20 protein-coding genes are annotated in these 23303 nt (G+C 51.7%); 7 read left to right on the forward strand and 13 right to left on the reverse strand.

Translation table 11 applies throughout. The features are described from left to right. Positions 1 to 3: 3 nt before the first annotated feature. Entirely contained in the window at positions 4 to 2121 is a 2118-nt protein-coding gene (locus tag DZC79_RS08505) for a hypothetical protein (RefSeq protein WP_157977014.1), read from the forward strand. Here the strand turns inward: DZC79_RS08505 and DZC79_RS08510 are convergent, their stop codons facing one another. Genes DZC79_RS08510 through DZC79_RS08520 form a run of 3 tightly spaced genes read right to left on the reverse strand, consistent with a single transcriptional unit; the run spans position 2122 to position 3648 of the window. Beyond that, positions 2122 to 2694: a DUF1572 family protein gene (locus tag DZC79_RS08510; protein ID WP_118951137.1), complete on the reverse strand. Its 573-nt coding sequence runs from the start codon at positions 2692 to 2694 to the stop codon at positions 2122 to 2124. Between the two features lie 3 nt (positions 2695 to 2697). After that, positions 2698 to 3168 carry an OsmC family protein gene (locus DZC79_RS08515; protein ID WP_118951138.1) on the reverse strand — a complete coding sequence of 157 codons (471 nt, stop codon included), beginning with the start codon at positions 3166 to 3168 and terminating at the stop codon, positions 2698 to 2700. A gap of 12 nt (positions 3169 to 3180) precedes the next feature. Next, on the reverse strand, positions 3181 to 3648 hold the full coding sequence (locus tag DZC79_RS08520; RefSeq protein ID WP_118951139.1) for a GNAT family N-acetyltransferase: 468 nt from the start codon (positions 3646 to 3648) through the stop codon (positions 3181 to 3183). A gap of 190 nt (positions 3649 to 3838) precedes the next feature. Here DZC79_RS08520 and DZC79_RS08525 point away from each other — a divergent pair, with 190 nt between their 5' ends. Then, the gene (locus tag DZC79_RS08525) at positions 3839 to 5161 is read left to right on the forward strand and encodes a citrate (Si)-synthase, eukaryotic (protein ID WP_118951140.1); all 1323 of its coding nucleotides are present in this window, start codon (positions 3839 to 3841) and stop codon (positions 5159 to 5161) included. 149 nt (positions 5162 to 5310) lie between these two features. Here the strand turns inward: DZC79_RS08525 and DZC79_RS08530 are convergent, their stop codons facing one another. From DZC79_RS08530 to DZC79_RS08545, 4 genes are all read right to left on the reverse strand, one after another. Continuing rightward, on the reverse strand, positions 5311 to 5958 hold the full coding sequence (locus tag DZC79_RS08530; protein ID WP_118951141.1) for a toxin-antitoxin system YwqK family antitoxin: 648 nt from the start codon (positions 5956 to 5958) through the stop codon (positions 5311 to 5313). Positions 5959 to 6053: 95 nt separating this feature from the next. Next, complete coding sequence (locus DZC79_RS08535) at positions 6054 to 8276, reverse strand: gliding motility-associated C-terminal domain-containing protein (RefSeq protein ID WP_118951142.1); 2223 nt, start codon at positions 8274 to 8276, stop codon at positions 6054 to 6056. Between the two features lie 143 nt (positions 8277 to 8419). Next, the gene (locus DZC79_RS08540) at positions 8420 to 9832 is read right to left on the reverse strand and encodes a type III PLP-dependent enzyme domain-containing protein (protein ID WP_118951143.1); all 1413 of its coding nucleotides are present in this window, start codon (positions 9830 to 9832) and stop codon (positions 8420 to 8422) included. A gap of 166 nt (positions 9833 to 9998) precedes the next feature. After that, positions 9999 to 10526 carry an OmpA family protein gene (locus tag DZC79_RS08545; protein WP_118951144.1) on the reverse strand — a complete coding sequence of 176 codons (528 nt, stop codon included), beginning with the start codon at positions 10524 to 10526 and terminating at the stop codon, positions 9999 to 10001. A gap of 191 nt (positions 10527 to 10717) precedes the next feature. On the opposite strand from DZC79_RS08545, the gene DZC79_RS08550 reads away from it, so the two are divergent. The 5 genes from DZC79_RS08550 (at position 10718) to DZC79_RS08570 (ending at position 14816) form a co-directional block, all read left to right on the forward strand. Beyond that, positions 10718 to 11638, forward strand: a complete 921-nt coding sequence (locus tag DZC79_RS08550; RefSeq protein ID WP_118951145.1) for a DMT family transporter — start codon at positions 10718 to 10720, stop codon at positions 11636 to 11638. Positions 11639 to 12169: 531 nt separating this feature from the next. After that, the gene (locus DZC79_RS08555) at positions 12170 to 12646 is read left to right on the forward strand and encodes a hypothetical protein (RefSeq protein ID WP_118951146.1); all 477 of its coding nucleotides are present in this window, start codon (positions 12170 to 12172) and stop codon (positions 12644 to 12646) included. A 17-nt stretch (positions 12647 to 12663) separates the two neighbouring features. Then, positions 12664 to 13326, forward strand: a complete 663-nt coding sequence (locus DZC79_RS08560) for a hypothetical protein (RefSeq protein WP_157977015.1) — start codon at positions 12664 to 12666, stop codon at positions 13324 to 13326. A gap of 35 nt (positions 13327 to 13361) precedes the next feature. Further along, complete coding sequence (locus DZC79_RS08565) at positions 13362 to 14156, forward strand: sensor histidine kinase (protein WP_118951148.1); 795 nt, start codon at positions 13362 to 13364, stop codon at positions 14154 to 14156. An 18-nt stretch (positions 14157 to 14174) separates the two neighbouring features. After that, complete coding sequence (locus tag DZC79_RS08570) at positions 14175 to 14816, forward strand: response regulator transcription factor (RefSeq protein ID WP_118951149.1); 642 nt, start codon at positions 14175 to 14177, stop codon at positions 14814 to 14816. 144 nt (positions 14817 to 14960) lie between these two features. On the opposite strand, the gene DZC79_RS21150 is transcribed toward DZC79_RS08570, so the two are convergent. The 6 genes from DZC79_RS21150 to DZC79_RS08600 all read right to left on the reverse strand — a co-directional run bounded on the left by DZC79_RS21150 (position 14961) and on the right by DZC79_RS08600 (position 23301). Then, positions 14961 to 15281 (reverse strand): class I lanthipeptide, encoded by a 321-nt coding sequence (locus DZC79_RS21150; RefSeq protein ID WP_157977016.1) that lies wholly within the window; start codon positions 15279 to 15281, stop codon positions 14961 to 14963. A 226-nt stretch (positions 15282 to 15507) separates the two neighbouring features. Beyond that, the gene (gene topA, locus DZC79_RS08580; protein ID WP_118951486.1) at positions 15508 to 18126 is read right to left on the reverse strand and encodes a type I DNA topoisomerase; all 2619 of its coding nucleotides are present in this window, start codon (positions 18124 to 18126) and stop codon (positions 15508 to 15510) included. Between the two features lie 142 nt (positions 18127 to 18268). Continuing rightward, the gene (locus tag DZC79_RS08585; RefSeq protein WP_118951151.1) at positions 18269 to 19714 is read right to left on the reverse strand and encodes an MATE family efflux transporter; all 1446 of its coding nucleotides are present in this window, start codon (positions 19712 to 19714) and stop codon (positions 18269 to 18271) included. A 73-nt stretch (positions 19715 to 19787) separates the two neighbouring features. Next, positions 19788 to 20789: a fumarylacetoacetate hydrolase family protein gene (locus DZC79_RS08590; RefSeq protein ID WP_118951152.1), complete on the reverse strand. Its 1002-nt coding sequence runs from the start codon at positions 20787 to 20789 to the stop codon at positions 19788 to 19790. 44 nt (positions 20790 to 20833) lie between these two features. Further along, positions 20834 to 21718: a hypothetical protein gene (locus DZC79_RS08595; protein WP_118951153.1), complete on the reverse strand. Its 885-nt coding sequence runs from the start codon at positions 21716 to 21718 to the stop codon at positions 20834 to 20836. A gap of 281 nt (positions 21719 to 21999) precedes the next feature. After that, positions 22000 to 23301, reverse strand: a complete 1302-nt coding sequence (locus DZC79_RS08600) for an ABC transporter permease (RefSeq protein ID WP_118951154.1) — start codon at positions 23299 to 23301, stop codon at positions 22000 to 22002. Positions 23302 to 23303 lie beyond the last annotated feature (2 nt).

Consider the following 23303-nt stretch of genomic DNA (forward strand, 5'->3'; position numbering starts at 1 on the left):
TGAATGAAAAAAATGCCCAGCAGCTTATGGCAACGGAGAACGACGGCCTATAGCCTCGTTGCCTTGTTTCACCTGCTCTTGCTTTGCCTGGTCTTTCCCGGCCATATGTTTCATCCCGATGAGAACATGCTGACGATGTGGGGCGACGGGCTGAAGAATAATTTCACCTTGCTGAGCTATGTAAAGGAACCGATAGGACCTGAAGGCTTGTTCAAGTATAATAGCTTCAGCTATCCTTTCGGCGATTATGTCTATGCTACAGACAACACACCCTTATTTACCATTCCTTTTCGCTGGTTCTGCCACCATATCTGGGATCTCTCTGATCATACGCTGGCCTTCTTCAACTATTTTATCCTGTCCAATATCCTGGCGTGCGGGCTATTGGTGCTCTTTATTTTCAGAAGGCTGACCGAGAGCCCGCTCCTGGCCTTGCTTATGGCGCTTATCCTGCCCTGGACCAATTTCCAGCTGGGCCGTATCTTCAGCCATCATTACAATCTTTCGCTCACCTCCTTCTGCCTCATCGCCATCGCCCTGTTCCTCTGGTGGCAACGCGCTGAAGGCCGTTATGGCAGGCAAGCGCTGATCGCATTGCTTATGGGCCTCTTCGGCTTTTGCTGCTTTATGGCCCATGGCTATTACCTGGCGATCATTCCTGTGTTCATGGCCGGCATGCTTTTCTTTTCGGGCATACGGAAGCTGCGGAGCCGCAATGGGCGGGTAGCGCTCCTCGCTTCGGTTGCCGTGCCGGTTATCAGCGCGGCGCTGGCCTTCGGTATCCTGCTGGCGACAGATGGCTACTTCAGCCAGCGCCAGCCCTATGCCATGGGCTACGACTGGATGGAGCAGAAGACCAATTTCTCCCTACTGTTCACACATTACTCCTTTCATCGCCTGTTCTTTCCCATATGGATCGAAAAGAATGCAGACGGTGTCGAGCTGATGGCCTACCTGGGCAATACCGGGCTCTATGCCCTGGCCGCCTTATTTTTTTTCAGCGTTGTTTACAGACCGTTCCGGCTGATGATCATGGAGATCCAGAAAGATTTTTTCAGGAATCCGCTTACTTTCGGCATTTTCTTTTCCGGCATCCTGCTGCTGATCATGTCCTTCGGTGAAAAGTACTACCCGCTGATGGACCGCTTGAAGCTGACCTTTCCCTTCCGCAGACCGGTCGAATTTTCCGTTATCGAGCTGATCCCCGCGCTGGCGCTGGCTTTCCTGGCAGGCTATTCCGGCCTGCGTATGCTGCTGCAGCGCGGCGGCGCGCCACTGCATGCGCCGCCCGTAGAAACGAAGGGGATTAAGATCTACCGGATAGCAACCTTTTATGTGATCAGCGCGCTGGTGCTGTATATGATGCTCGGCCATTATGATATTCCGCCGTTGCACAACTATCTCAATCCTTTCTATTACGTACATAAGGCTACCCGCGTAGTGGAGCAGTTCCGTAGCCTGACGCGCTTTGCATGGCCTTTCTACTGGACGTTCTATATCTGGATAATCTATACCCTGGCCCGGGTTTACCTGAAGGTGAACCGCTACGCACGCTTGTTTATTATCAGCAGCATCGTACTGCTGGGCGGTATCGAAACGCTGGATTACGGCATTAAGCTATACGGCTCTGTCAACCGGCTTTCGGTTTTCGGGGAAAAAGAAATGGCCGGGTTCCGGTCGCTGCGTATTCCCTTCGACCAGTACCAGGCCATATTGCCTATTCCTTACTATAATGCAGGCTCGGAGGACTATTCGGTAACTTTCGACGACATTCATGAAGTCAGCCGGTTCAGCTTCCAGCTGGGCCTGTACAGCCACCTGCCGCTGATGAGCTGCAAGATGAGCCGTACGCCGCCGGCCTTTTCGAAAGCATTCTACGCGCTGGTCAGCGGGGACAGCTGCAGCCCCGCCATGCGATCGAAGCTGAACAGCAAGCCGATCCTCGTAGTGGTGCATAGGGCGCTGCTCAGGGATTCCACGCAACGCACCATTCCCAACGCGGAGGCCGAACCGGCAAAGAACGAAGCCTATTGGCGTGCCAACCAGCTCGTTGAAAGAAACCAACTGCAGCCCATCGATAGCCTCAACGGCGTCTATTTTTACAGCTGGCGTCCGCGGTAATCAAGAGGAAGCGGTCTTACCGTCGGTAAAGAAACGGCGGTCTTTTTCCTGGTCGAATTTCTCCTGATTGTAAGCAGCCGACTGTCCCCTGGCGATGGACAGCGACTGCCAGTCTTTATCGCGGATCATTTTGGCCAGGTACACGATCTGCCCCGAATGGTAGGCGTAATGCGCTACCTGGCGGGTGATCGCTTCCAGCACGGTATGCCCTTCGTTGCGGATGTAGACAATCGACATCATATCATCGGGCTTCAGGCCTTCCAGCGTTGAGAGCAGGCAGCTCCAGCCTTTTTCCCATGCCGCCAGCATTTCTTCTTTTGAAGTATAGACATCGGTAAATTCTGCATCGCGGTTGCGCCATTCCTTCTCTCCATCGGAAGTCAGGAAATCGGTAAAGCGGGAAAGCATATTGCCCGACATATGATGCACGATGATCGCGATACTGTTGGAAGTATCATTGGCGCGCCAATGGATCTCCTCTTCATTGAGCGTAGCCATAGCTTTATCGGCCAGGCCTTTGTAGTAGCCGAACATCTTGCTGCTGATCGCCAGGAAATTTTCTGATGCATTCATTTGCTATTGGGTTTTGATCTTGGGTTGAATAGTGATATCGAAGTTAACGGAGTTGGCCAGGAAGCACATTTCATGGGCTTTATGGTGCAGCCGGTAGGCCTGGTCCAGCATATCGGCGTGGCTTACGGTAATCCGTGGCGACAAGGTCACTTCTGTAAAGCGGCCGCTGCCGTCGGCTTCCGTTGTCATCGTGCCGGAGGCCTCGTCGGTATAGCTTTCCACCACTACTTTGCTATCGGCGCAAAGGTGCAGGTACCAGAGCATATGGCAGGAGGCCAGTGAAGACAGGAAAAGGTCTTCGGGATTGTGCCGCGCAGCATCACCCCTGAAAGCCTTGTCTGAAGAAGCTGCTATGCTTACTTTACCGGGCACCTGTATCGTGTGGCTGCGTTCGTAGCCTGTATAGCCGGTAGTGCCGGCGCCTTTGTTGCCGGTCCATTCGATCGTCGTTTGATAATGATGCTGCTGACTCATGACTGGTTGTTATTAAGCTTGCTGATAGACCATTCCCGGACGACTCATCAGGCGTTCGGGATAAGGGAACAACTCAAAGCCCGACTGCCGGTAAAGATCGTGCGCGTCCTGTGTCGTGAGCAGGAAGCGGCGGAGCTGAAAGGTATCGGCGAGGGCGCAAAAGGTTTTCATCAATTCTTTGGACAGGCCTTTCCCGCGATCGGCGCGCATCACAAAAATATCGGCGAGGTAAGCAAAGGTAGCGCGGTCGGTGATCATGCGGCCAAAGCCAGCCAGCCGCCCTGCAGCATCGTAGATACCAATGCAGATAGCACCTTCAACAGCCCGCTGCACGGTTTCGTAAGGTATACCTTTTGCCCAGTAGCTTTCCTTATCGAGGAAAGCGTGGACCGCGGCGATATCGATCCTGCTTTTATCGGCGGAGAAGCGGTAATCACCAAAGGAAAATTCATCGAAAAGAAAATCGTCCGGCGTTGTCATACACAAATGTAATGCCGATACCGGAGCAAACTACCGGTATAAAGAATATTTTGCATCCTGCAATGACAATTATCAATAATTAATAGTAAAATAAACCAAATTATCGGCTGCCGCTTCCCCTTCGTTCAGGCCAAATTGTTATCTTTGTGCTCGTTCAAATTTTTTCTTACTCAAAATTTCCGTTTATATTATGGGTTATATTAAGGACCTATTCAAGGAGAAAGCCGATGCGCTGAATGCTGATATTAAGAAGATGATCGCAGAGCACGGTGATTACAAGATAGGAGAAATTACCATTGCCCAGGTGTATCAGGGTATGCGTGGTATGACCGGCCTTATTACCGAGACCTCGCTGCTGGATTCCAACGAAGGTATCCGTTTCAGGGGCTATTCTATTCCTGAGCTGCGTGAAAAGCTGCCCAAAGCCGAAGGCGGTACCGAACCTCTGCCCGAAGGCCTTTTCCACCTGATGCTGTTGGGAGAGTTGCCGACCAAAGAGGATGTTGACCATTTGTCTGCAGTATGGGCCCGCCGCTCACATGTGCCCAACTATGTTTTTGATGTTATTGAAGCCCTTCCTGTAAATACGCATCCCATGACCCAATTCAGCATTGGTGTGATGGCGCTGCAGCGTGAGTCTATTTTTGCCAAGGAATATGCCAAAGGCATTAATAAAAAAGACCACTGGAACTTCGTTTACGAAGACACCATGAACCTGATCGCCCGCCTGCCCCGCGTGGCTGCTTATATCTATCGCCGTAAGTATAAGGATGGCGATCACATCCAGCCCAACGGCATGCTCGACTGGGCCGGCAACTTCGCCCACATGCTGGGTTTCGAGGACAAAGGCTTCTGGGCACTGATGCGCCTGTACATGACGATCCATGCCGACCATGAAGGCGGCAACGTTTCGGCGCATACGACCCACCTGGTGGGCTCTGCCCTCAGCGATCCTTACCTATCTTTCGCTGCCGGCCTCAATGGCCTGGCCGGCCCCCTGCACGGCCTCGCCAACCAGGAGGTGATCCGCTGGATCGAAGAAATGCAGGAGGCGCTGAATACCCAATCACCTAGTAAAGAGCAGATCGCCGAGTATATCAAAAAGACCCTGAGCGAAGGCAAGGTGGTGCCCGGCTACGGACATGCTGTACTGCGCAAAACCGATCCCCGCTTTACTGCGCAAATGGAATTCGGCAAAACACATTGCCCCGACGATCCGCTGGTGCAAACCGTATGGAACGTATACGAAGTGGCTCCCGCCATTCTCGAAAGCACTGGTAAGATCAAAAACCCCTGGCCCAACGTGGATGCCCATAGCGGTGCGCTGCTGAAGCACTACGGCCTGGTGGAAGAAGATTTTTACACCGTGCTGTTCGGTGTGAGCCGTGCGCTGGGTGTGCTGGCCAGCCTCTGCTGGGACAGGGCGCTGGGCTTCCCCCTGGAGCGTCCGAAGTCGGTGACTACCGAATACCTGAAAAAACTGGTCGTTGGCGAAGCCGTAGATACCGAATAAGCGATTACAGATATAATACAAACCAAGAGACCGCAGCATGGCTGCGGTCTCTTGGTTTATGTGCCTTTCCGGACCTTGTTATTATTATGCGTCCAGAGAAACTAACTTATCTTTTATTGTCCTTGCTTAAGCATTCCAGGCATGCTGCCTTATTTATCTTCCCGCTTTTCCACCGTGCCTTCCGGGCTGTAATAATTCCAGGTGCCGAAAGGCCTGGGGCGATAAGCTTTCACGGCGATCTTCTTCCATGCTTTTTTGCCGGTTTCAGGGTCTTCCACCAATATCCTGTCTTCGCCGTTATAAGGCTCAGCCTTGAAGAAGTGTTCCTCCTTTATCTTCCCGTTGCTGTGGTACACCAATTCGGTTCCGGCTTTGCAATAACCGGTTGTGCCGTCATCGGCGGCAATGACCATAATATCATATTCCGATGACAAGTTACCCTGCTCATCGAACAGCTGCCAGTGTCCATAGGGCTGGTTGTGGTAATAGCTGCCACTGGCCTTCGTTTTCCCGGAAGGGTAATACTCAATCCATTTGCCATGACGCTGAAAATCGCTGTCGCCTTCGTCGGTATCGCCTTCCTCCAGCACAACGCCTTCGGCATTCATCAGCTTGTAATAGCCATCGTCGCTCATAGCGACGATCTGCGAGCCGACTTTAAAATGATAGCCGCCATTCTCATCCTGTATCATCTCGTCGGGATGAGAGAAATAAGCTTCGTAGAGGGGTTCGGTTTTCTGAGCACAGGCCAGGGTGGCCAAAAGGCAACAGATAAGGGTGGTGTACAGGTGCTTCATGCCGTAAATATAGCTATTCCGGCCAGCCTTGCAAAAGTTTTGCCAAAGGTGGCCCGACTTCCGCAAGCGAAGCCAGGCGGGGACTACAGGAGTTACTACCGGATAAGGGTAACGTCGCCTTTCAGGGTATAGCGATTGTGTTTGGTTCCCTTCTCATATTCGATCGTAAACATGTAATTACCCGACTCTGCGGGCTGTCCGTTATGCATACCATCCCAGCCGGCGCCGGGTTTGGTAGTGCTGAACACCAACTGTCCCCAGCGGTTGAACACATTGAACAAATAACCGGCCACTTTGCATTGCGCTTCGATGACCGGGGCAAATATATCGTTCAGCCCGTCTCCATTGGGTGAAAAAGCATTGGGCATCCCAACGATACAATCGCACAGCTCATCGCTGACCACATAGTCGTCCTGGCCTTCGCATCCGTCTTTGCTTACCCTTACATTGTATTTACCGGTGCTGTTAACCACAATAGAAAGATCGGTACTCCCTGTACTCCATTGAACGGTGGCGCCGGGAGGGGCGTAAGCGTTGAGCGTTATCGCAAAGGGCTGCTTTTTACAGACGACCGTATCTTCGCCCAGGTCCTGCTTCAGATCCACAATGCTTACATTTGTTGTATCCGAAGCAGTGCAACCGGAGCGGCTGACATTGACGAAATACTGCCCTTCCTTTGTAACGGTGTATTCCCGGTTAGTGCTGCCATCCTGCCAGAGATAGCTGGCGCCGTCCACCCCCGGATCCAGCAGGTAAGCAAAATCCTTGGTACACATGGTCGTATCAGGCCCAAGGCTGAAGCGGACATCGACCGCTTCTACTTTGAAGGTATCGAAAATTTTGGGACAGACAGGACCGTACATCACCCAATAAGTGCCGGAAGCCGGCACCGTACGAGTATTGGCCGTACTGCCATCGTCCCACAGGTATGTATATGCCGGATCGGAAGGCACAGAAAGGTTGGTAGTATTTTCCGGAGCACATACGGTTATATTGTGGACATTGAAGGTGGTGTCTACCGGCGGCAGCCCTACCGTAGGATTGCCCAATCCCAGGCCGGCAAAGGAACCGGGAGCAAGATTCACCGCATTCAATACAAGGTTGGCGGCTGCACCGGCCAAGTTGGGTGATTCGATACGGTGCAGCGATGGGGAGGGAATAAGGCCCAGCTGGGACATGTCGGTTCCGGAGACATATATTTTATCATCGGAGCCAAGACGCAGGCCACTCCCCCAGCCGATCGTTGCGCTGTTGAGCGCTACTGCCGATGCAGCAATAGTAGCCGGCACACCCGAAGTAATGTCGTATTGACTTAGCCCCAGGCCTACGAGCACGCCGTGTGTCAGGTACAACTTAGTGTCGTCAGGCGAAAAGCAAATGTTGTAGACTTGCTGATCAAAGGAAAACAGCGTGCTGGGCGGCGGGAGAATGGTACGTTGATTGGAAGCGGCGCCGGTTACATTGTCGAAATCGTAAAGCTGGAAACTGCCGCCGTAAAAATTGAGTGCAAAAGGAGAAAGGACCAGCTCCAAGGCGACACCGCTAAGGCTTACTGCAAGGGTCTTGTTATCGGACGAAGCCCGCATACTCCCGCTGTTCATCTGAAACAAAGGACTGATGTCCAATGTGCCGACCGTATTGCTGCAGGGCGACACTACTGGATTAGGGTTGATGCCGGCAGTAGTGATCTCGAAGGCATGGATTGCGCTGCCGTCATTACGCATAGCGACCACCCAGATATTACAGGCGCCGCCCTTTACTGCCACCAGACGATCGCACAGCATAGAGTCGATCTGTATTCCCTTTTGCCCGGCCACCACATCGCCGAAGCTGCCGTTAAGCCCCATATCGACGACAGAATAATACAGGCGGCCGGCTGCAGGATCATTGCCGGCTAGCACGGAGTTGGCGGAAGTGCTGTAGCTGGTCAGGGAAAAAACGTAATACTTCTTAGCATCCTTAAGAAAAGGAACAATCAGCGATTGGGCATCACAGCTGCCGGGAGCACCCAGCCCTGTAAGCGGCACCGCCGGCAGCAGGCCGCCACCATTGGGCATGATGGCGCCGTTACGATCCCAGATGGTATCCAGCGTGGCATACATCAGCAGCTGCCCGTTGCCATCGGCTATGGAGGAGGAACCTTCGGCTGTCAGTATATTGGCCGGGAAGCCGGCAGGCGTCGCCGGTGTGAAGTCCATACCGGCATGGTTGCCAAAGACCCATTTCTTATTTGCCGCCAGCTGATGAGCCGGCTGTGCAAAAGCGGTCACCGCCTGAAAAAGACAGCACAATAGCCCGATGTGTATTTTATTTATCATGTCAGGTTGGCTTTTTAATCCTACCAAACATATAATCCAGGAATGTTAACTCATGTCAAAAAATGTAAATTAATGCAATTCGCATATACGACAAGGCCGGCGAGTGTTTCGCCGGCCTTGTCGTATGATGAATAAAAAGTAGCTTACCTGATATATCCCAGCAGCTTCAGCATGCTTTGAGGGGATTGCTCTTTGGCGTACAGCCAGTCTTCCAGCTCGCCTTCTTTGTTGTACTCCACTACCACGTGCTTGGGCGAAGGGATCATGCAATGCTTAATGCCGCCGTAGCCCGCCAGCTGATCCTGGTAGGCCCCGGTATGAAAGAAACCGATATAAAGCGGTTCGTCATTCTTCTCTTTGCCGGCCTTGGGCAGGAATACGGCGTTGATATGCTCTTCGGAGGTATAAAAATCGTGGCTGTCGCAAGTAAGGCCGCCCAGGTGCACCTCCTGGTACTCCTCGTCCCAACGGTTAATGGGCAGCATCAGGAATTTTTCGCCTATACCCCAGGTATCAGGCAAAGTGGTGATGAAAGAGCTGTCGATCATATACCATATCTCGCGGTCGTTCTGCATTTTTTCGTCGAGCACGCTGTACACTACAGCCCCGGCCTCGCCTACGGTAAAGGAACCGAATTCGGTGTAGATATCGGGCACCGGCACCTTATGCTGCTTGCATACTTTTTTAATGGTCGCTACGATCTCATTGGCCATGTATTGATAATCGTATTCAAATCCCAGCGAGTGCTTAATGGGAAAGCCGCCGCCAATGTTGACGCTGTCCAGCTCGGGGCAGATCTTCTTCAGCTGGCAATACAGGTTAACTACTTTATTGAGCTCGCTCCAGTAATACACGTCATCCTTGATGCCTTTGTTCATGAAGAAATGCAGCATCTTCAGCTGGAACTTGTTGTTGCCTTTGATTTTGTCGACATAAAATTCCAGGATATCCCTGCTGCGGATACCCAGCCTGGAGGTATAAAAGTCGAAAGCAGGCTCTTCTTCCGCGGCGATACGGATACCGATCTTCACAGGTTCTTTTGCCCGGATCAGCTTCTTATAATCGTCGAATTCATTTTTGTTATCCAGGATGGGAATCACATTTTTGAAGCCGTCGTTGATCAGCCGGGCAATATTGCGGGTATAAGGCTTGGTCTTGAAGCCGTTGCAGATGATAAACGTGTCCTTGGTGATCTTGCGGCGCTTGTACAGCTGCTTGATGATCTCGATATCGTAAGCAAACGAAGTTTCGAGATGTACATTTTGCTTCAGCGTTTCTTCCACGATAAAGGAGAAATGCGAGCTTTTGGTGCAATAGCAATAATAGTAGCTGCCATCGTAGCGATGCTTTTTGATCGCATCATTAAACATCTTTTTCGCCTTCGCTACCTGCTGCCCGATCTTAGGCAGATAGGTCAGCTTGAAGGGCGTGCCATACTTATCGATAAGCCTTTTGATATCCACGCCGTTAAAGCGGAGATAGTTATTTTCCACATTGAACCCCTCCTGGGGAAAGTGAAAGGTCTGGTCGACCAGATCGCTGTAGGTATTGTTCATTTACGGCAGCAGTAAAAGAATTTGAAAAGATAAATATTGCTAAAAAAAAATGCGTTGCAAATGTACAAGTACTTTGGGATAAATGTCCGTAAATTTTCCCTGCTGCCGTGTTAACAAAAAAGCCCCTGCCACAGGATGGCAGGGGCTGAGCGCGGATAGGCACTGTTTATTCTTTTTCCGGCTTATAATCGTAGAGGATGACATATTCTACCCTGCGGTTCTGTTTACGGCCGCTAAGGGTACTGTTGTCGGCCACCGGGTTTTTATCGCCCAGCCCCCAGGTAAAAATACGGCCGCTGTTCACCTTATTTTTCACCAGCACCGCCTTGGCGCTTTCTGCCCTCTTTTTAGACAGCTCAAGGTTATAATTTTCTGTCCCGGTCACATCGGTAAACCCGGTGATCAGCACGCTGGTTTTATCGTATTTATTGAGAATGGTGGCCATGCGGCCCAGAATGGGCAGGTATTCCGTATTCAAATCAGCCGAATTCACATTGAACAGGACCGCTTCGGGAAGCACTACCTTCACTTTTTCCCCTTCGAGGGTAACTTCAGCTTCCGACATTTCCCGCTTCAGGGTCTGGTAGGTATCTTCCAGCTCGTGATGCTGGCGGGCGAGCTTTTTTGTTTTGCTGCAAGACGAAACGGACAGGGTCAGGACTGCTATCCAGATCAGGAGAAGTGCATTTTTCATTGGTTGGCCTTTTAGTTTTCTTTAACCAATACCAAAAATCATGCCATTTCTACCCGGTTGAGCAGCCGGCGGCAGTATCCGTCGGAGTCATACTTTATAATCCGCCTGGTCTCAGCTGTAAAATAAATTCTCCGTCGCCCCGAAAAAAGCGGTTAATTTCGCACCTCATCCCGCCACCGGTCTTCTTTTTTATGAAACGTGCCTTCGCCCAGATCCATCTTGCTGTCTTATTGTGGGGATTTACCGGGGTGCTGGGAAAAGCCATTTCTCTTTCCGCACCGGTGCTGGTATGGTACCGCATGATCATTACCGCGGCAATCCTGGCCTTTATCGTCAGCCAGAGAAAAGAATGGGTAAAATTCACCCGGCCCGACCTGCGCCGCATTGTCGGCATCGGCATGATGTATGCCGTGCACTGGGTGGCTTTCTACGCTTCCATTAAATATGCCAACGCCTCTATAGCCATGGTGTGCCTGGCTACGGCAAGCGTATTCACCGCCTTGCTGGATCCCCTGCTCAACAAAGGCCGGTTCAATAAGGTGGAAATACTGCTCAGCTTTATGGCCGTGGGCGGTGTATACTGCATCTACGCCCTTCAGCCCAGGCATCAGGACACAGCCCACCCAATGGCCAATTTTGAGCTGGGCGTACTGCTGGGTGTAGTCGCGTCTGTCATCAGCGCCATCTTTACTGTATTGAATAAGCCCCTGGCAGAAAAATATCCGCCGCGGACATTGGTCTTCTATGAAATGAGTACCGGCCTGCTTTTCCTTTGCCTCCTGGCCCCCTTCTATATCCTGCAGCAGCCGGACGAAGCGCTGCTACCCCACGGACTGGACTATCTCTGGATCTTTCTGCTGAGCTATTGCTGCACAGTATGGGGGCAATCGCTGGCCATGAGCGCGCTCAAACGTCTTTCCGCTTTTACCATCACACTTTCCGTTAACCTGGAGCCCGTATATGGCATCATACTCGCCTTTCTTATCTTCAGGGAAAACGATCAGCTGGGCGCGGGCTTCTACCTGGGCATGGGTCTTATCTTCACCTCGCTGATGCTGCAGGTGGCGCTGCTCATGCGCCGGAGCAGCAAGGGTGCCAAAGCCGCTTTGTAAGCAACCTTTTGCCATTCAGACTGCTAATGCGTATTCCGTTCATACGTTGCCGTTCAGATCGCTATCGCGTTCCGACCGGCATGGCGGAATAACGGCAAAAGAGCCTGCCGGGGAGGCGGGCTCTTTACATTTAACCGAAATAAACCGTTGTAGATGCAACCAATTTACGTTTTCATGGCTATTGGGCGCCTTATTGACCGGTACACTTGGGTAGGGATGGGGCTGGGGCTCCGGCAATAAGTGGTTTATAGGGGCTTAATCACGGTTACAAAGCATAGGGGCTGTTGGGGCTGGGTTCTTGAAGGAGTTATAGAGGATTTGGTTCGGGCTTCATTATTTTTCTTTTCAGGGATATTGGTTTGGTTGGTTTGATGATGCAAAGATAGAATGGCCGTTAGCCATAGGCAAAGGATATGACCGGAATCTGCATGGGGAAATTTCCCCTTTTTAATTCAGGTGAAATTCCCTCGGTTCAACTCCATGCCAAAGGTTTAATTTTGTATTTTCTGAAACCGATAAAACAATTTACTTATGGCACTTACCTCCTCTGATGCCGCCCAGGTACTGGCCCTGCTCACCGGCCGGGTCGATCCTATCGTTTATCAAACCGTAAAAAACATTCTGGAGCTCCAGGTTCAGAACAACCAGAACCTCCCTGCAGGAGAGTCGTACACGAACATCAAGGAGTACTGTCAGCGCCTTCGCGACAAGCTCGTTGCCACAGGCAGAGGTATCGTAACCGACGATCCCAAGGATGAGATGCTTACGGTGTATATGGACCGCAATAAGGTGGGAAGGCTGTTCAATGCTGTACCGGAAGATGGCTATGTCGCTGCTTTTCCCGGCATACACACCTCCGACAGCGGTAAAGACCAGCTTACCATCTCCCTGCTGGCGGCCGACAAGAATCTGAATATTCTTCCGGGCCATATCTCCGGCAACGTACATGGAGAACAATCCTGGGGTAACCGTACGATGATGTGCGATCTGGATACCCTGCTCCGTTAATCCCAAGCCACAACACCGTGACACAACTATGGTACCTTTATATTGCCCTGATCGGCTGTAACCTGGTCGCGGCATTCCTGCGATGGCGCTTCCTGAGCCCGCCGATGAAAGTGCTGTCCCTGCTGCTGTGCTGGGGCTTTACGATAGAACTCTTCCGCCAGCACGCTGACAAAGGCACAGCCGGAGTGCTGACGCATATTAACCTTAACGTAGAGCTGCTATTCCAGTTTGCGTATTACTACCTGCTGCTGGAAAAGAAAAAACGCAGCTTCCTATATGCCGGGCTTACGGTCTTTGGCACGGCGCTCTTTGTTACCTGGCAGGTCAATCCCAACTTTTTCCGGGAACGCAACTATCTCGACGGAGTGTACCTGGGCGTATGCATGACCTTATGGTGCGGCCTTTTCTTCTATGAGCTGATCCAGAAGCCGCTTCAGTACAGCCTTAAGTCGGACGGGAACTTCTGGGCCAACTGCGGCAATATTCTTTTCTATCCCGGCACCATGCTGCTCTTCGGATTGGGCAACTATATGGAGCACATTAATCCTGAGCTATGGCAAAGTTTGAAATCGATCAACTATGCCTTAAATTTGACCCTTTATGCCCTATATCTTGTCGCCTTTTGCAGGGATCGGAAGCAATCTGTTCCGATAAACCCGCGCGTGTATATCGGCGCTTGAGGCGGGCTGTTCTATAGCAAAAACCAGTGCTCCCCGTGTCGCAGCAAGCCAGTGATATCTTAATAACTATACTGGGCGGATCAGCCATCCTGCTGTTCCTCGGCTTTACCCTTATCTTTCTCATTATCGTTTACCGTAAGAAGCAGCAGGAGTTTTTCCAGCAAAGAACCTTATTGGAAGAGAATTTCAAAAAGGAGCTGATGCAGGCTCAGCTGGAAACCCAGGAACAGACCTTCCACAGTCTTTCACAGGAACTGCACGACAACATAGGCCAGGTGCTCAGCCTCGCCAAGCTGAATATGTCGGTGATCGAGCTTAACAGCAAAGGGCCTTCCAACGAAAGCATCTCGCAAACCAAAAGCCTGCTCAATACGGCTATCAACGACCTGCGCGATATTTCCAAGACGCTCAATACCGATTATGTAAAAGAAAAAGACCTGGCTGAATCGATAGAACGGGAGCTGGGTATGCTGCGCAGAACACGCAAATTTGAAGCCAGTATGGAAGTGAAAGGCAATCCTTTCTTCCTGGCGGCTGAGCGGCGGCTCATCCTCTATCGTATCATACAGGAAAGCCTCAATAATATTGTAAAGCACGCCGGCGCCACACAGATCAGCGTGATGCTGGATTATGAGCCGGATGCGCTCACGATTACCATTACCGACAACGGCCACGGCTTCGATACCGCGCTTACGCCCAAAGGCGTGGGACTGCTCAACATTAACCACAGGGCCGCCATGATCAACAGCACCGTAACGATCAGCAGCATTGTCGAATCGGGTACTTCCGTAACCATTAAAGTAGATCGCCTGGGAAGTGAACGGCCATAAAACCACCAACATTGACTTATGATTTCAGTAGCACTGGTAGACGATCACAAATTGCTGCGCAGCGGCCTGAGCAATTTTATCAAGACCGACCCGGGATTCCAGGTCCTTTTCGAAGCCGATAACGGACTTGACCTGCAGGAAAAGATAAAAGCCGGCAAAGCGCCCAACGTGATCCTGATGGATATCAATATGCCCCTGATGGACGGTTACGAGGCTACGCGCTGGCTGCATATCCATCACCCCCAGGTTAAGGTGATCGCGCTCTCGATGTACGATGGCGAAGAATGCATTATCCGCATGCTGCGCAGCGGCGCAAGGGGCTACCTGCTCAAGGATACTGAACCTGCCGAACTGGCCCGCGCCATACAGGAAACGCATCAGAACGGGTTCTATTATACTCCCATGGTCACCCGCCATATCGCCTCCCTGATCAACGACAACGAAAGCGATAAGAAAGCCACCCCCGGCCTCACCGAAAGGGAAACGGAACTGCTGCAATATATGGCCAGCGAGCTGACTTATAAGGAGATCGCCGACAAGATGTTCCTGAGCCCGAAAACGATCGAAGGGCATCGCGAAAAAATGTGCGAGAAACTGCAGCTGAAGACCCGTGTGGGGCTGGTAATGTACGCGATCAAGAACGGGATCGTAAAGGTGTGAGGCTGCCCTTTCAACTCTATCAGGTTTTAAAACCTTTCGGGGTCAACTCTATCAGGGTTTAAAACCTGATAGAGTTGAAGAGCAGATAAAAGCAAAAGCATCTCCGGGGAGATGCTTTTCTTACCGGCCGGCGTATTTTATTCCTTATTGACTCACATGGCAACCGTCCAGCGTACAATTGGTTGTTACCGGCGTTGGTGGGCATACAATGCGGAGGCTGGGCTTCTCCTCCAATACGCAGCCATTAACGCCGGGAGTAGTGCCGCCGGGGCACTGGAACACACTTTGACAGCCAACAGATCCATTGGGGTCACAAACGGCCGCAGTACAGTTCATGGAGGGACACTGGAGCGACTGATACGGCGGATCACCGCCACCCAGACGCATAGAAAGGCTGCTCAGATCTGTAATAACATGTTTGTTCAGTGTCAGCTTTTTGTTCGACAAAAGCGTTTTCTTTTTCATCATCATTAGTTTTAAAAGGGTTAAAAATCTCCGGAGATGCTGCCGATTGCAGCTTGATATTTGCAAGATAATAACCGGGACCAGTTACCCTACCTTTACCGGTGACCTTTTCCACAAGCGGTAGTGTTTTGTTTGTAAACGGCCCGGGCAAGATAAGATCGCAATGTAGCGTAACGCAGAAAAGCATCTCCGGGGGAGATGCTTTTCTGCGTTTATTTATCCGACCTTATTTTTTCTTCGCCGCCTCTTTCTTTGGCGTCGCTTTTTTGGCTGCGGCCTTCTTTACCGTTGTCTTTTTAAGCGCTGTAGATTTTTTAGCGGCTGCCTTTTTGGTTGCGGCTTTTTTCGTCTTCTTTTCGAAGGCAGTCGGATCGATGGCTTCGATCATTTTTTTCACTTCATCCAGGGAGATACCGGTCAGGTCTTCGGCGGTATATTTTTCACCGTCGGCCTTCCTTCCCAGCTTCAGCATTTGCTTGCCAAAACGGATAAAGGGCCCCCACCGGCCATTCTCGATTGCGATCTTTTCTTCGGGCCATTGCTGTATATAACGGTTAGCTTCCTTGTCCAGCTTCTTGCTCACCAGCTCGTCGATATCGCTTTGCTTCAGGTTGTCGAAGTCGTAGGCTCTGGGTACATTAATGAAAAGGTCCTCCCATTTGATAAAGGGACCGAAGCGCCCTTTGCCTTTGCTCACAGGCTTGCCTTCGTAGTACCCGATAGGTGCATCGGCTTCCTGCTTTTCCCTGATGATCGCCAGGGCGCGCTCCATATCGACCGTCAGCGGATCTTCGCCACGGGGAATAGAAATAAACTGCTCACCCCATTTGACATAAGGGCCGAAGCGGCCGGCGCCCACGCTCACTTCCTTGCCTTCATGATCGCCCAACGTAAAGGGCAGCTTGAACAGGTCCAGGGCTTCTTCCAGCGTAATGGTCTCTATACTCTGGTTGGACTTTACGGTAGCAAATTTCGGCTTCTCCTCATCTTCGACACTGCCGATCTGCACCATAGGACCAAAGCGACCCAGGCGCGCCACTACCGGCTTTCCGCTTTCCGGATCGGTACCCAGCACCCGCTCTCCTTTGGCCCGCTCGGCATGCTCCATAGTATCTTCCACTGTTTTGTGGAAAGGACCGTAGAAGCTGCCGATCATCTGGTTCCATATCTTCTTTCCTGCTGCGATCTGGTCAAACTCGTTCTCGATATTGGCCGTAAAGCTATAGTCCATGACCTGGGTAAAGTGCTCGTTCAGGAAGTCGGTAACGACCATGCCCAGATCTGTGGGAAACAGCTTTCCTTTTTCAGCGCCGGTATTTTCCTGCGCCTTTTGCTCGGTAATGGTATTGTTCTTCAGCTTCAGGATGTGGTACTCGCGCTGTATGCCTTCTTTATCGCGCTTCTCCACGTAGCCGCGCTGCTGCACGGTACTGATGGTGGGCGCATAGGTAGATGGGCGGCCGATGCCCAGCTCTTCCAGCTTTTTTACTAAAGAAGCCTCCGTATAGCGGGGCGCGGGACGGCTGTAGCGTTCAGTGGCTTTCAGCTCGACCAGCGGCAGCTGCTGACCGGCAGTGAGCGGCGGCAGCATACCTTCGTTCTCTTCTTCATCTTCATCGTCCTTGCCTTCGATATATACTTTCAGGAAGCCGTCGAATTTCAATACTTCACCTGTAGCAGTCAGCTGATCGGGCACGGTAGAGATACCGATCTTGGCAGTAGTCTTTTCCAGGCGTGCATCTGCCATCTGGGAGGCCAGGGTGCGTTTCCAGATGAGGTCGTAGAGCTTCTGACCTTCAGCATCGCCGATGTGGCTGATGCCCATTTCCGTAGGCCGTATGGCCTCGTGCGCTTCCTGCGCCGACTGGTTCTTGGTCTGGTATTGCCGACGCTGATGATATTCCTTGCCGTATTGGTTCAGGATGGTAGCTTCGGCATTTTCAAGCGCCGTTTCGGAGAGGTTCACCGAATCGGTACGCATATAGGTAATATGACCGTTTTCGTATAGCTGCTGCGCCAGGCGCATGGTCCGCGATACGGAATAACCCAGCTTGCGGCTGGCTTCCTGCTGCAGCGTTGAAGTGGTGAAAGGTGCAGCTGGTGAGCGTTTGCCTGGCCTTACCTGCACATCGTCCACCTTGAAGGTAGCGTTCACACATTGGTCCAGGAAGGTTCTTGCGCTCTGGCTGGTCTCGAATTTACGTCCTTCAGCCTTGAAATGGACATTGCGTCCGCTGATATCTTTGGCTTCAAAGATACCTTCGGTACGGTAGCTGCTTTCCGCTCTAAAATTATTGATCTCGCGTTCCCTTTCGGTGATCAGCTTTACGGCCACCGATTGTACCCGGCCTGCCGAAAGGCCGCGGCCGCTCAGCTTGCGCCAGAGTACAGGCGAGATCTCAAAGCCTACAAGGCGGTCCAGTACCCGGCGCGCCTGCTGGGCATTGACAAGGTTCATATCGACCAGCCTGGGCTGGGCCACCGCTTTCTGTATAGCGGGTTTGGTGATCTCGTGGAAAACAATGCGCTTGGTATCGGCCGGGTTCAGTCCCAACACCTCGCACAGGTGCCAGCTGATCGATTCTCCTTCCCGGTCCTCATCCGTTGCCAGCCATACTTCCTGGGCGCTTTTCGCTTTTGCTCTCAGCTCTGCAACGACTTTCTTCTTATCGTCGGAAACAATGTAATTGGGCAGGAATCCATTGTCCACATCGATACCCATTCCTTCCTTCTCCAGGTCGCGGATGTGTCCGAAACTTGATTTGACCTCAAAATCTTTTCCCAGGATCTTTTCGATCGTCTTTGCCTTTGCAGGCGACTCCACTATTAAAAGGTTTTTAGCCATTTTTTGCTCTTCACGGGCCGCCAGACGGGCCCGGCATTTTATTTTTTCAAAACAGGTTATGCTCCGGAAAATCGCGATTTTTGACCCGGAGCGCTGCAAGATTACGTTTTTATTTGGAAAAATGTTTTATCGCGGAAAAATATCATTTGTTCCTGAAAGTTTCCGCAATCCTGCGGAAAGGAACAAAACCGCAAAGCAGCATCGCGACACCCGCAGCCAGACCTATGCCGGCAAGGCGGGCGATAAGGCCCGCCGGCAGCAGCAGCATTGCCTTTACCGATAAGGCGATCAATACTATAAATACCAGGTAGCGAAGCAGCCAGCGGCCGTCAGTCTTCAGCTGTATGATCTTTTGCGATAGCAGGATATTGGTAACCGCTACAAAATACATGGTGATGCAGCAGGTGATTGCAGCGCCAAGCGCACCGTAGTGCGGCATCAGCATCAGGTTGACCCCGAGATTGATGGCCACAGCCGCCGAGGCCACGCCGATAAGCGGCTTCAGGCTGCCGTTAGCGGTCAGTAAGGTCGCGTAGATATAGTTGATGCAAAAAGCAGGAAAAGCAAGCATCAGTACAGAGAAGACATGACCATCATAAACATTGGCCTTTCCTTTCAGCTGCAGCATCATGATCTCGTGCCCCAGGAAAGCCGTCGTAATCAGGGCTGTGATCGCCACGGGTACAATAAGGTCCACACTAAGCCGGATAAGGGGCTGTACCGGCTCTCCGCGCACCAGCATACTGCCAAACATGGGCAGCAGCATGCCTGCAAACAATACACCGGTAATATTATTGGCGACATCGAGCAGGCGATAAGCCGCGGCATACACACCGGCTTCATATTGTCCGTTGGGCAGCAACCTTTCCATCAGCGATACATCGGAACGCATATAGATGGCCATCAGGAACACGAGCACGGCATAAGGCACGCTGTTGCGGCAGATCACCCATACCTTACGCAGCTCGTAATGCTTCCAGTCGATGCGGTCGAAGCGCGAACAGATGAAAAAGGCCGCCAGGGAGGTAATTGCGTAGGATACGATCTGGGCGTAAATAAACCATTCGATACGGAAATGCGCCGCCAGGCTATCCCGGAAGAGCAGCACCGAACAGATAAGGATCATGACCAGGCGGTCCAGCACCGAGAGCAGGCCATCGGTCTTGAAGCGGTGCATGGCCGATACATTGCTGCGCAGGTATAGTACCAGCGAATTGAGCACCTGCACCAGGCCCAGGATGATGAGCAGGTAAAATGCCTGTCCACGGTAGCCCAATACCAAACCGAGCATAGCGATAAGCGCCATGTAACCAACAGACAAAATTCCCTTGGCTACCAGGATATTGGGGAATAAGGTACGGAGGGTATGCGGCGCTTGGGCTACGGCACGGTTGTTGTAGCTCTGCAAGCCGAAGTCGAGCAGCACCTGGAAAATAATGCTGAAATTAAGCAGCGCCTGGTACTGTCCGTATACCTGGTGCCCTACCGCCAGCTGCACATTACGATCGATACCGAAAATCCACAGGGGCTTTACGATAAGATTGACCAGGATAAGGAAAAAGATATTTTGGACGAAGAAACGACGCAAGCAACTTGGGGTATTAGCGACAGATAAAGTACAATATTAAGAAACCGCGCTGTATTGCGCGGTTTCTTAAGCTTTATTTCTTCAGAGCCAGTAGCGAGAAATCGGTGTCGACCTTTCTTATAGTATTGGTGAGCCGGCCCATGCCTTCGATCTCCATCTCCACCACATCGCCGGGCTGCAGCCATTGCTCGGGATAATTGGGATCGTTCAGCTTACCAGTGCCGTTCAGCTCCAGGAAGCATCCGGTGCCCACTGTACCGCTGCCGATCACGTCGCCGGGCAGGATATCGGCGCCATAAGCGCAGCGTTCGACGATCTCGGCAAAGGTCCAGTCCATATCGCCCATATTGCCTTCGCTCACTTGTACGCCATTCACCTTACAGGTCATCTTCAGGTTGAAGCTGGCGCCGGTATGGTTGTCCTTCGCCGGAATGCGGAAGGCATCCAGCTCGTCGGGGGTGATCATCCAGGGACCGATCACGGTAGAGAAATCCTTTCCCTTGGCAGGGCCCAGGTTGAGCAGCATTTCCTCCATTTGAAGGCGGCGGGCGCTCATATCGTTCATGATGCAATAGCCTGCAATATAGCTATCCGCTTCGGCGGCCCTGATGTTCCGGCCTTTTTTACCGATGATCACGGCTGCTTCCAGCTCGAAGTCCAGCTTTTCGAAGTGATCGGGCATGCAGTCGATATTGCCGGGGCCTTGTATCGCATTGTGGTTTGTAAAATAAAAGATCGGGTATTGATCAAACTCAGGGATCATATCGACCTTGCGGTTGCGGCGTGCTGCAGCGACGTGCTGCCGGAAAGCGTAGCCGTCGCGGCAGGAGGTAGGCCTGGGCAAAGGCGCCAGCACCTCCACGCTATTGAATTCCCTGGAGTTGACCTTAAGGCTTCCATTCTTAATATTGGCTTCCACCTCGCGGGCGATCGCCGAAAGCCGCTCCCAATCTTCGAGCAGGGACATCATGGTCTTGGGCAGCCGGGCATCGGCTTCATCCATATTGTACAGGTCGCCGTTGATGTAGAAAGCTACCTGCTCCCAGTTGTTGTGCTTGTATGTTACGAGTTTCATATCGGGGAAAAAGTTTCGCTGTATAGTTTAGTTTGGACAATAAGCTATTGCCGGACCTCCTGCAACGATTGCATATAGGCCCTGGACTTGTATTGCGGATTGTTTTTACCGGTAGGCAGGTTGATCCCCAGGCTCAGGATCAGCTCATAGGTACCGAATGACTGACGTGCTGTGCCTTCATAAATCTTAAGGTTGCTATAACGGGCATAGTCTACTTTCTGTGCAAACTCCAGGTACACATATTTCATGCCGGTTACGCGCAATGCGGTTTCCACGCCCATATTCCAGCCGCCCAGCTGAAAGCCGGGGTCGTTGTCCTTTCCGAAAAAGGCATTCTCCACATGTGGGATCACCGGCCCTACCCCGGCCTTCGCCAGCAGGTCGACCTTAAACTTCTTATCGTCGGTATGGTATACCTGGAAGCGCTTCACCAGGTTGAACAACAGAAAATTGGCGCCGTTGTTCAGGAAGTAATAAAAACCGTTGCTGCTGGAATAGTCAATGTGACGGTCCGTTTGCTCGCCGTTCAGCTTTCCTTTCAGGTGTGCCTGCTGCCCGTCGGTAATGATGTATTTGGTATGATCGAAATTGATCTCGATAGCAAAGTCCTGCTTTTCATTAAAGAAATAGCCCAGCCGGTAATTGTATTGCGGCACGGTGAGCGCGGTATGAAAAAAATTATCGTCCCAGCCCCTGCGATCATGGGCCCTTACCCCTACCAGCTTGTAATCGTTGTTCAGCGAAGGCTGGTTGACATGCACGGTGGAACCGGTATACCATTCGGTATTGTAGCCCCAGCTAAAATATAGGCTGCCGTTGCCGACAAAGCCCAGGTAGCTTTTCTTCTTTTTCTCCTGCGCCTGGAGCTGCAAGGCCAGACCGGTAAAGATTAATAGTAAAAAAGAGCGGTTGAGTATGCGCCTGTACATGGATTGCACGTAGTTAAAACGCCGCAAAGGTAAATATTATCCCATTCCGGCAATCAAGACCGCAACCGTTAACATACAATATATTCCCTCAATATAATGGCTATCCAAGACAGATCAAATGAGTAGGGGCGCAGCATGCTGCGCCCCTACTCATTTGATCTGCTGTTTCTCCGCAGGCCTGCCTGCGACTATGCCTATACAAGCCCGACCGAAGCACCATAGCTGCCCTTCCGACAGGCTTCAAGGTGATTTGTTTCCTATATCACCTTAGTCAATTCATTTTATTTACGCATCAGCCATTTGCCGGCTTCTTTAAGACTGATCTTTTTACCATACATCAGTATTCCAGTACGGTAGATCTTCCCGGCCATCCAGGTGGTGGCAAAGAAGCCGCCCACAAGGCACAGCATCGAGGCGATCAGCTGCTCGGGATGATCGGCCGCTACGCCGAAAGGTAGCCGGGCCATCATCACGATGGGAGAGGTGAGCGGGAAAATGCTGCCGAAAATGGCGATACCGCTGTTGGGATTACCAATGGCCGAAGACATCATCACAAAGCCTAGAATAATAGGAATGGTAATGGGCAAGGTATATTGTCCCGACTCCTGCGGATCTTCGTTCACCAGGCTACCGACAGCGGCGAACAGCGCGGCATACAGAAAATAGCCCCCCAGGAAATAGAAGAGAAAGCATATTGCGATCAGCCACCAGTTCGTACCCTGCAGTGCATGCAGCACCTGCATCCACTTGGCGTTATCCGCAGCCTGACTGGTCGCTTCACTCATTGCCGCCGGGTCGACCTGCATCGCCATACTACCTGTCATCATCGGGATGCCGATCGCCGCAAACAGGCCGAACAGTACGATCCAGATGAGCACCTGGGTGAGGCCCACAAGAGCCACACCGATGATCTTGCCCAGCATCAGCTGGAAGGGCCGCACCGAGCTCACGATGATCTCAGCGATACGATTGGTCTTCTCTTCCATCACGCTCCGCATCACGCTCATACCGTAGAACAGCATGAACATATACAACAGGAAGCCGCAAGCGTAGCCGATGATCATGGCTGTTGCATTGCTTGACTCTTTACCATCCTGGATATTGGCAACCTTAAGACTGACGCTTTCGGCTTCGATCACCTTCAGCTGGTCGCTGCTGATACCGGCAGCTTTCATACGTTCGTTGCGTACGATATCGTTCAGGTCGTCGGTAATACGGGCCTCGGTAGTGATGCCGATCTGCTCGTTGTACAGCAGCTGAAAATTCAGCTGCTTGTCAATGCCTGGCACATACAGCAGCGCATCGTATTTTTTCTTATCCAGATTATGCTTCAGCGAGTCCAGAGATCCCTGCACGAATTCGTAATGCACATGCTTGGAGTTCTTCAGATTTTTCTCAAAAATGCCGCTCTTGTCCAGCACAACGATCTTCTTATCACCGGTAGAGCCACCTACGGCAATGAGCCCCGTAAGCGCGGCCAGGCCGATAAACAGGAAGGGGATCAATAAGGTCAGCACAATAAAAGAGCGTTTCCGGACGCGGGTCAGGTACTCTCTTTTTATAATGATCAAAGTTTTATTCATAG

The organism is Taibaiella helva, assembly GCF_003545695.1.
GTDB classification, from domain to species: Bacteria; Bacteroidota; Bacteroidia; order Chitinophagales; family Chitinophagaceae; genus Taibaiella; species Taibaiella helva.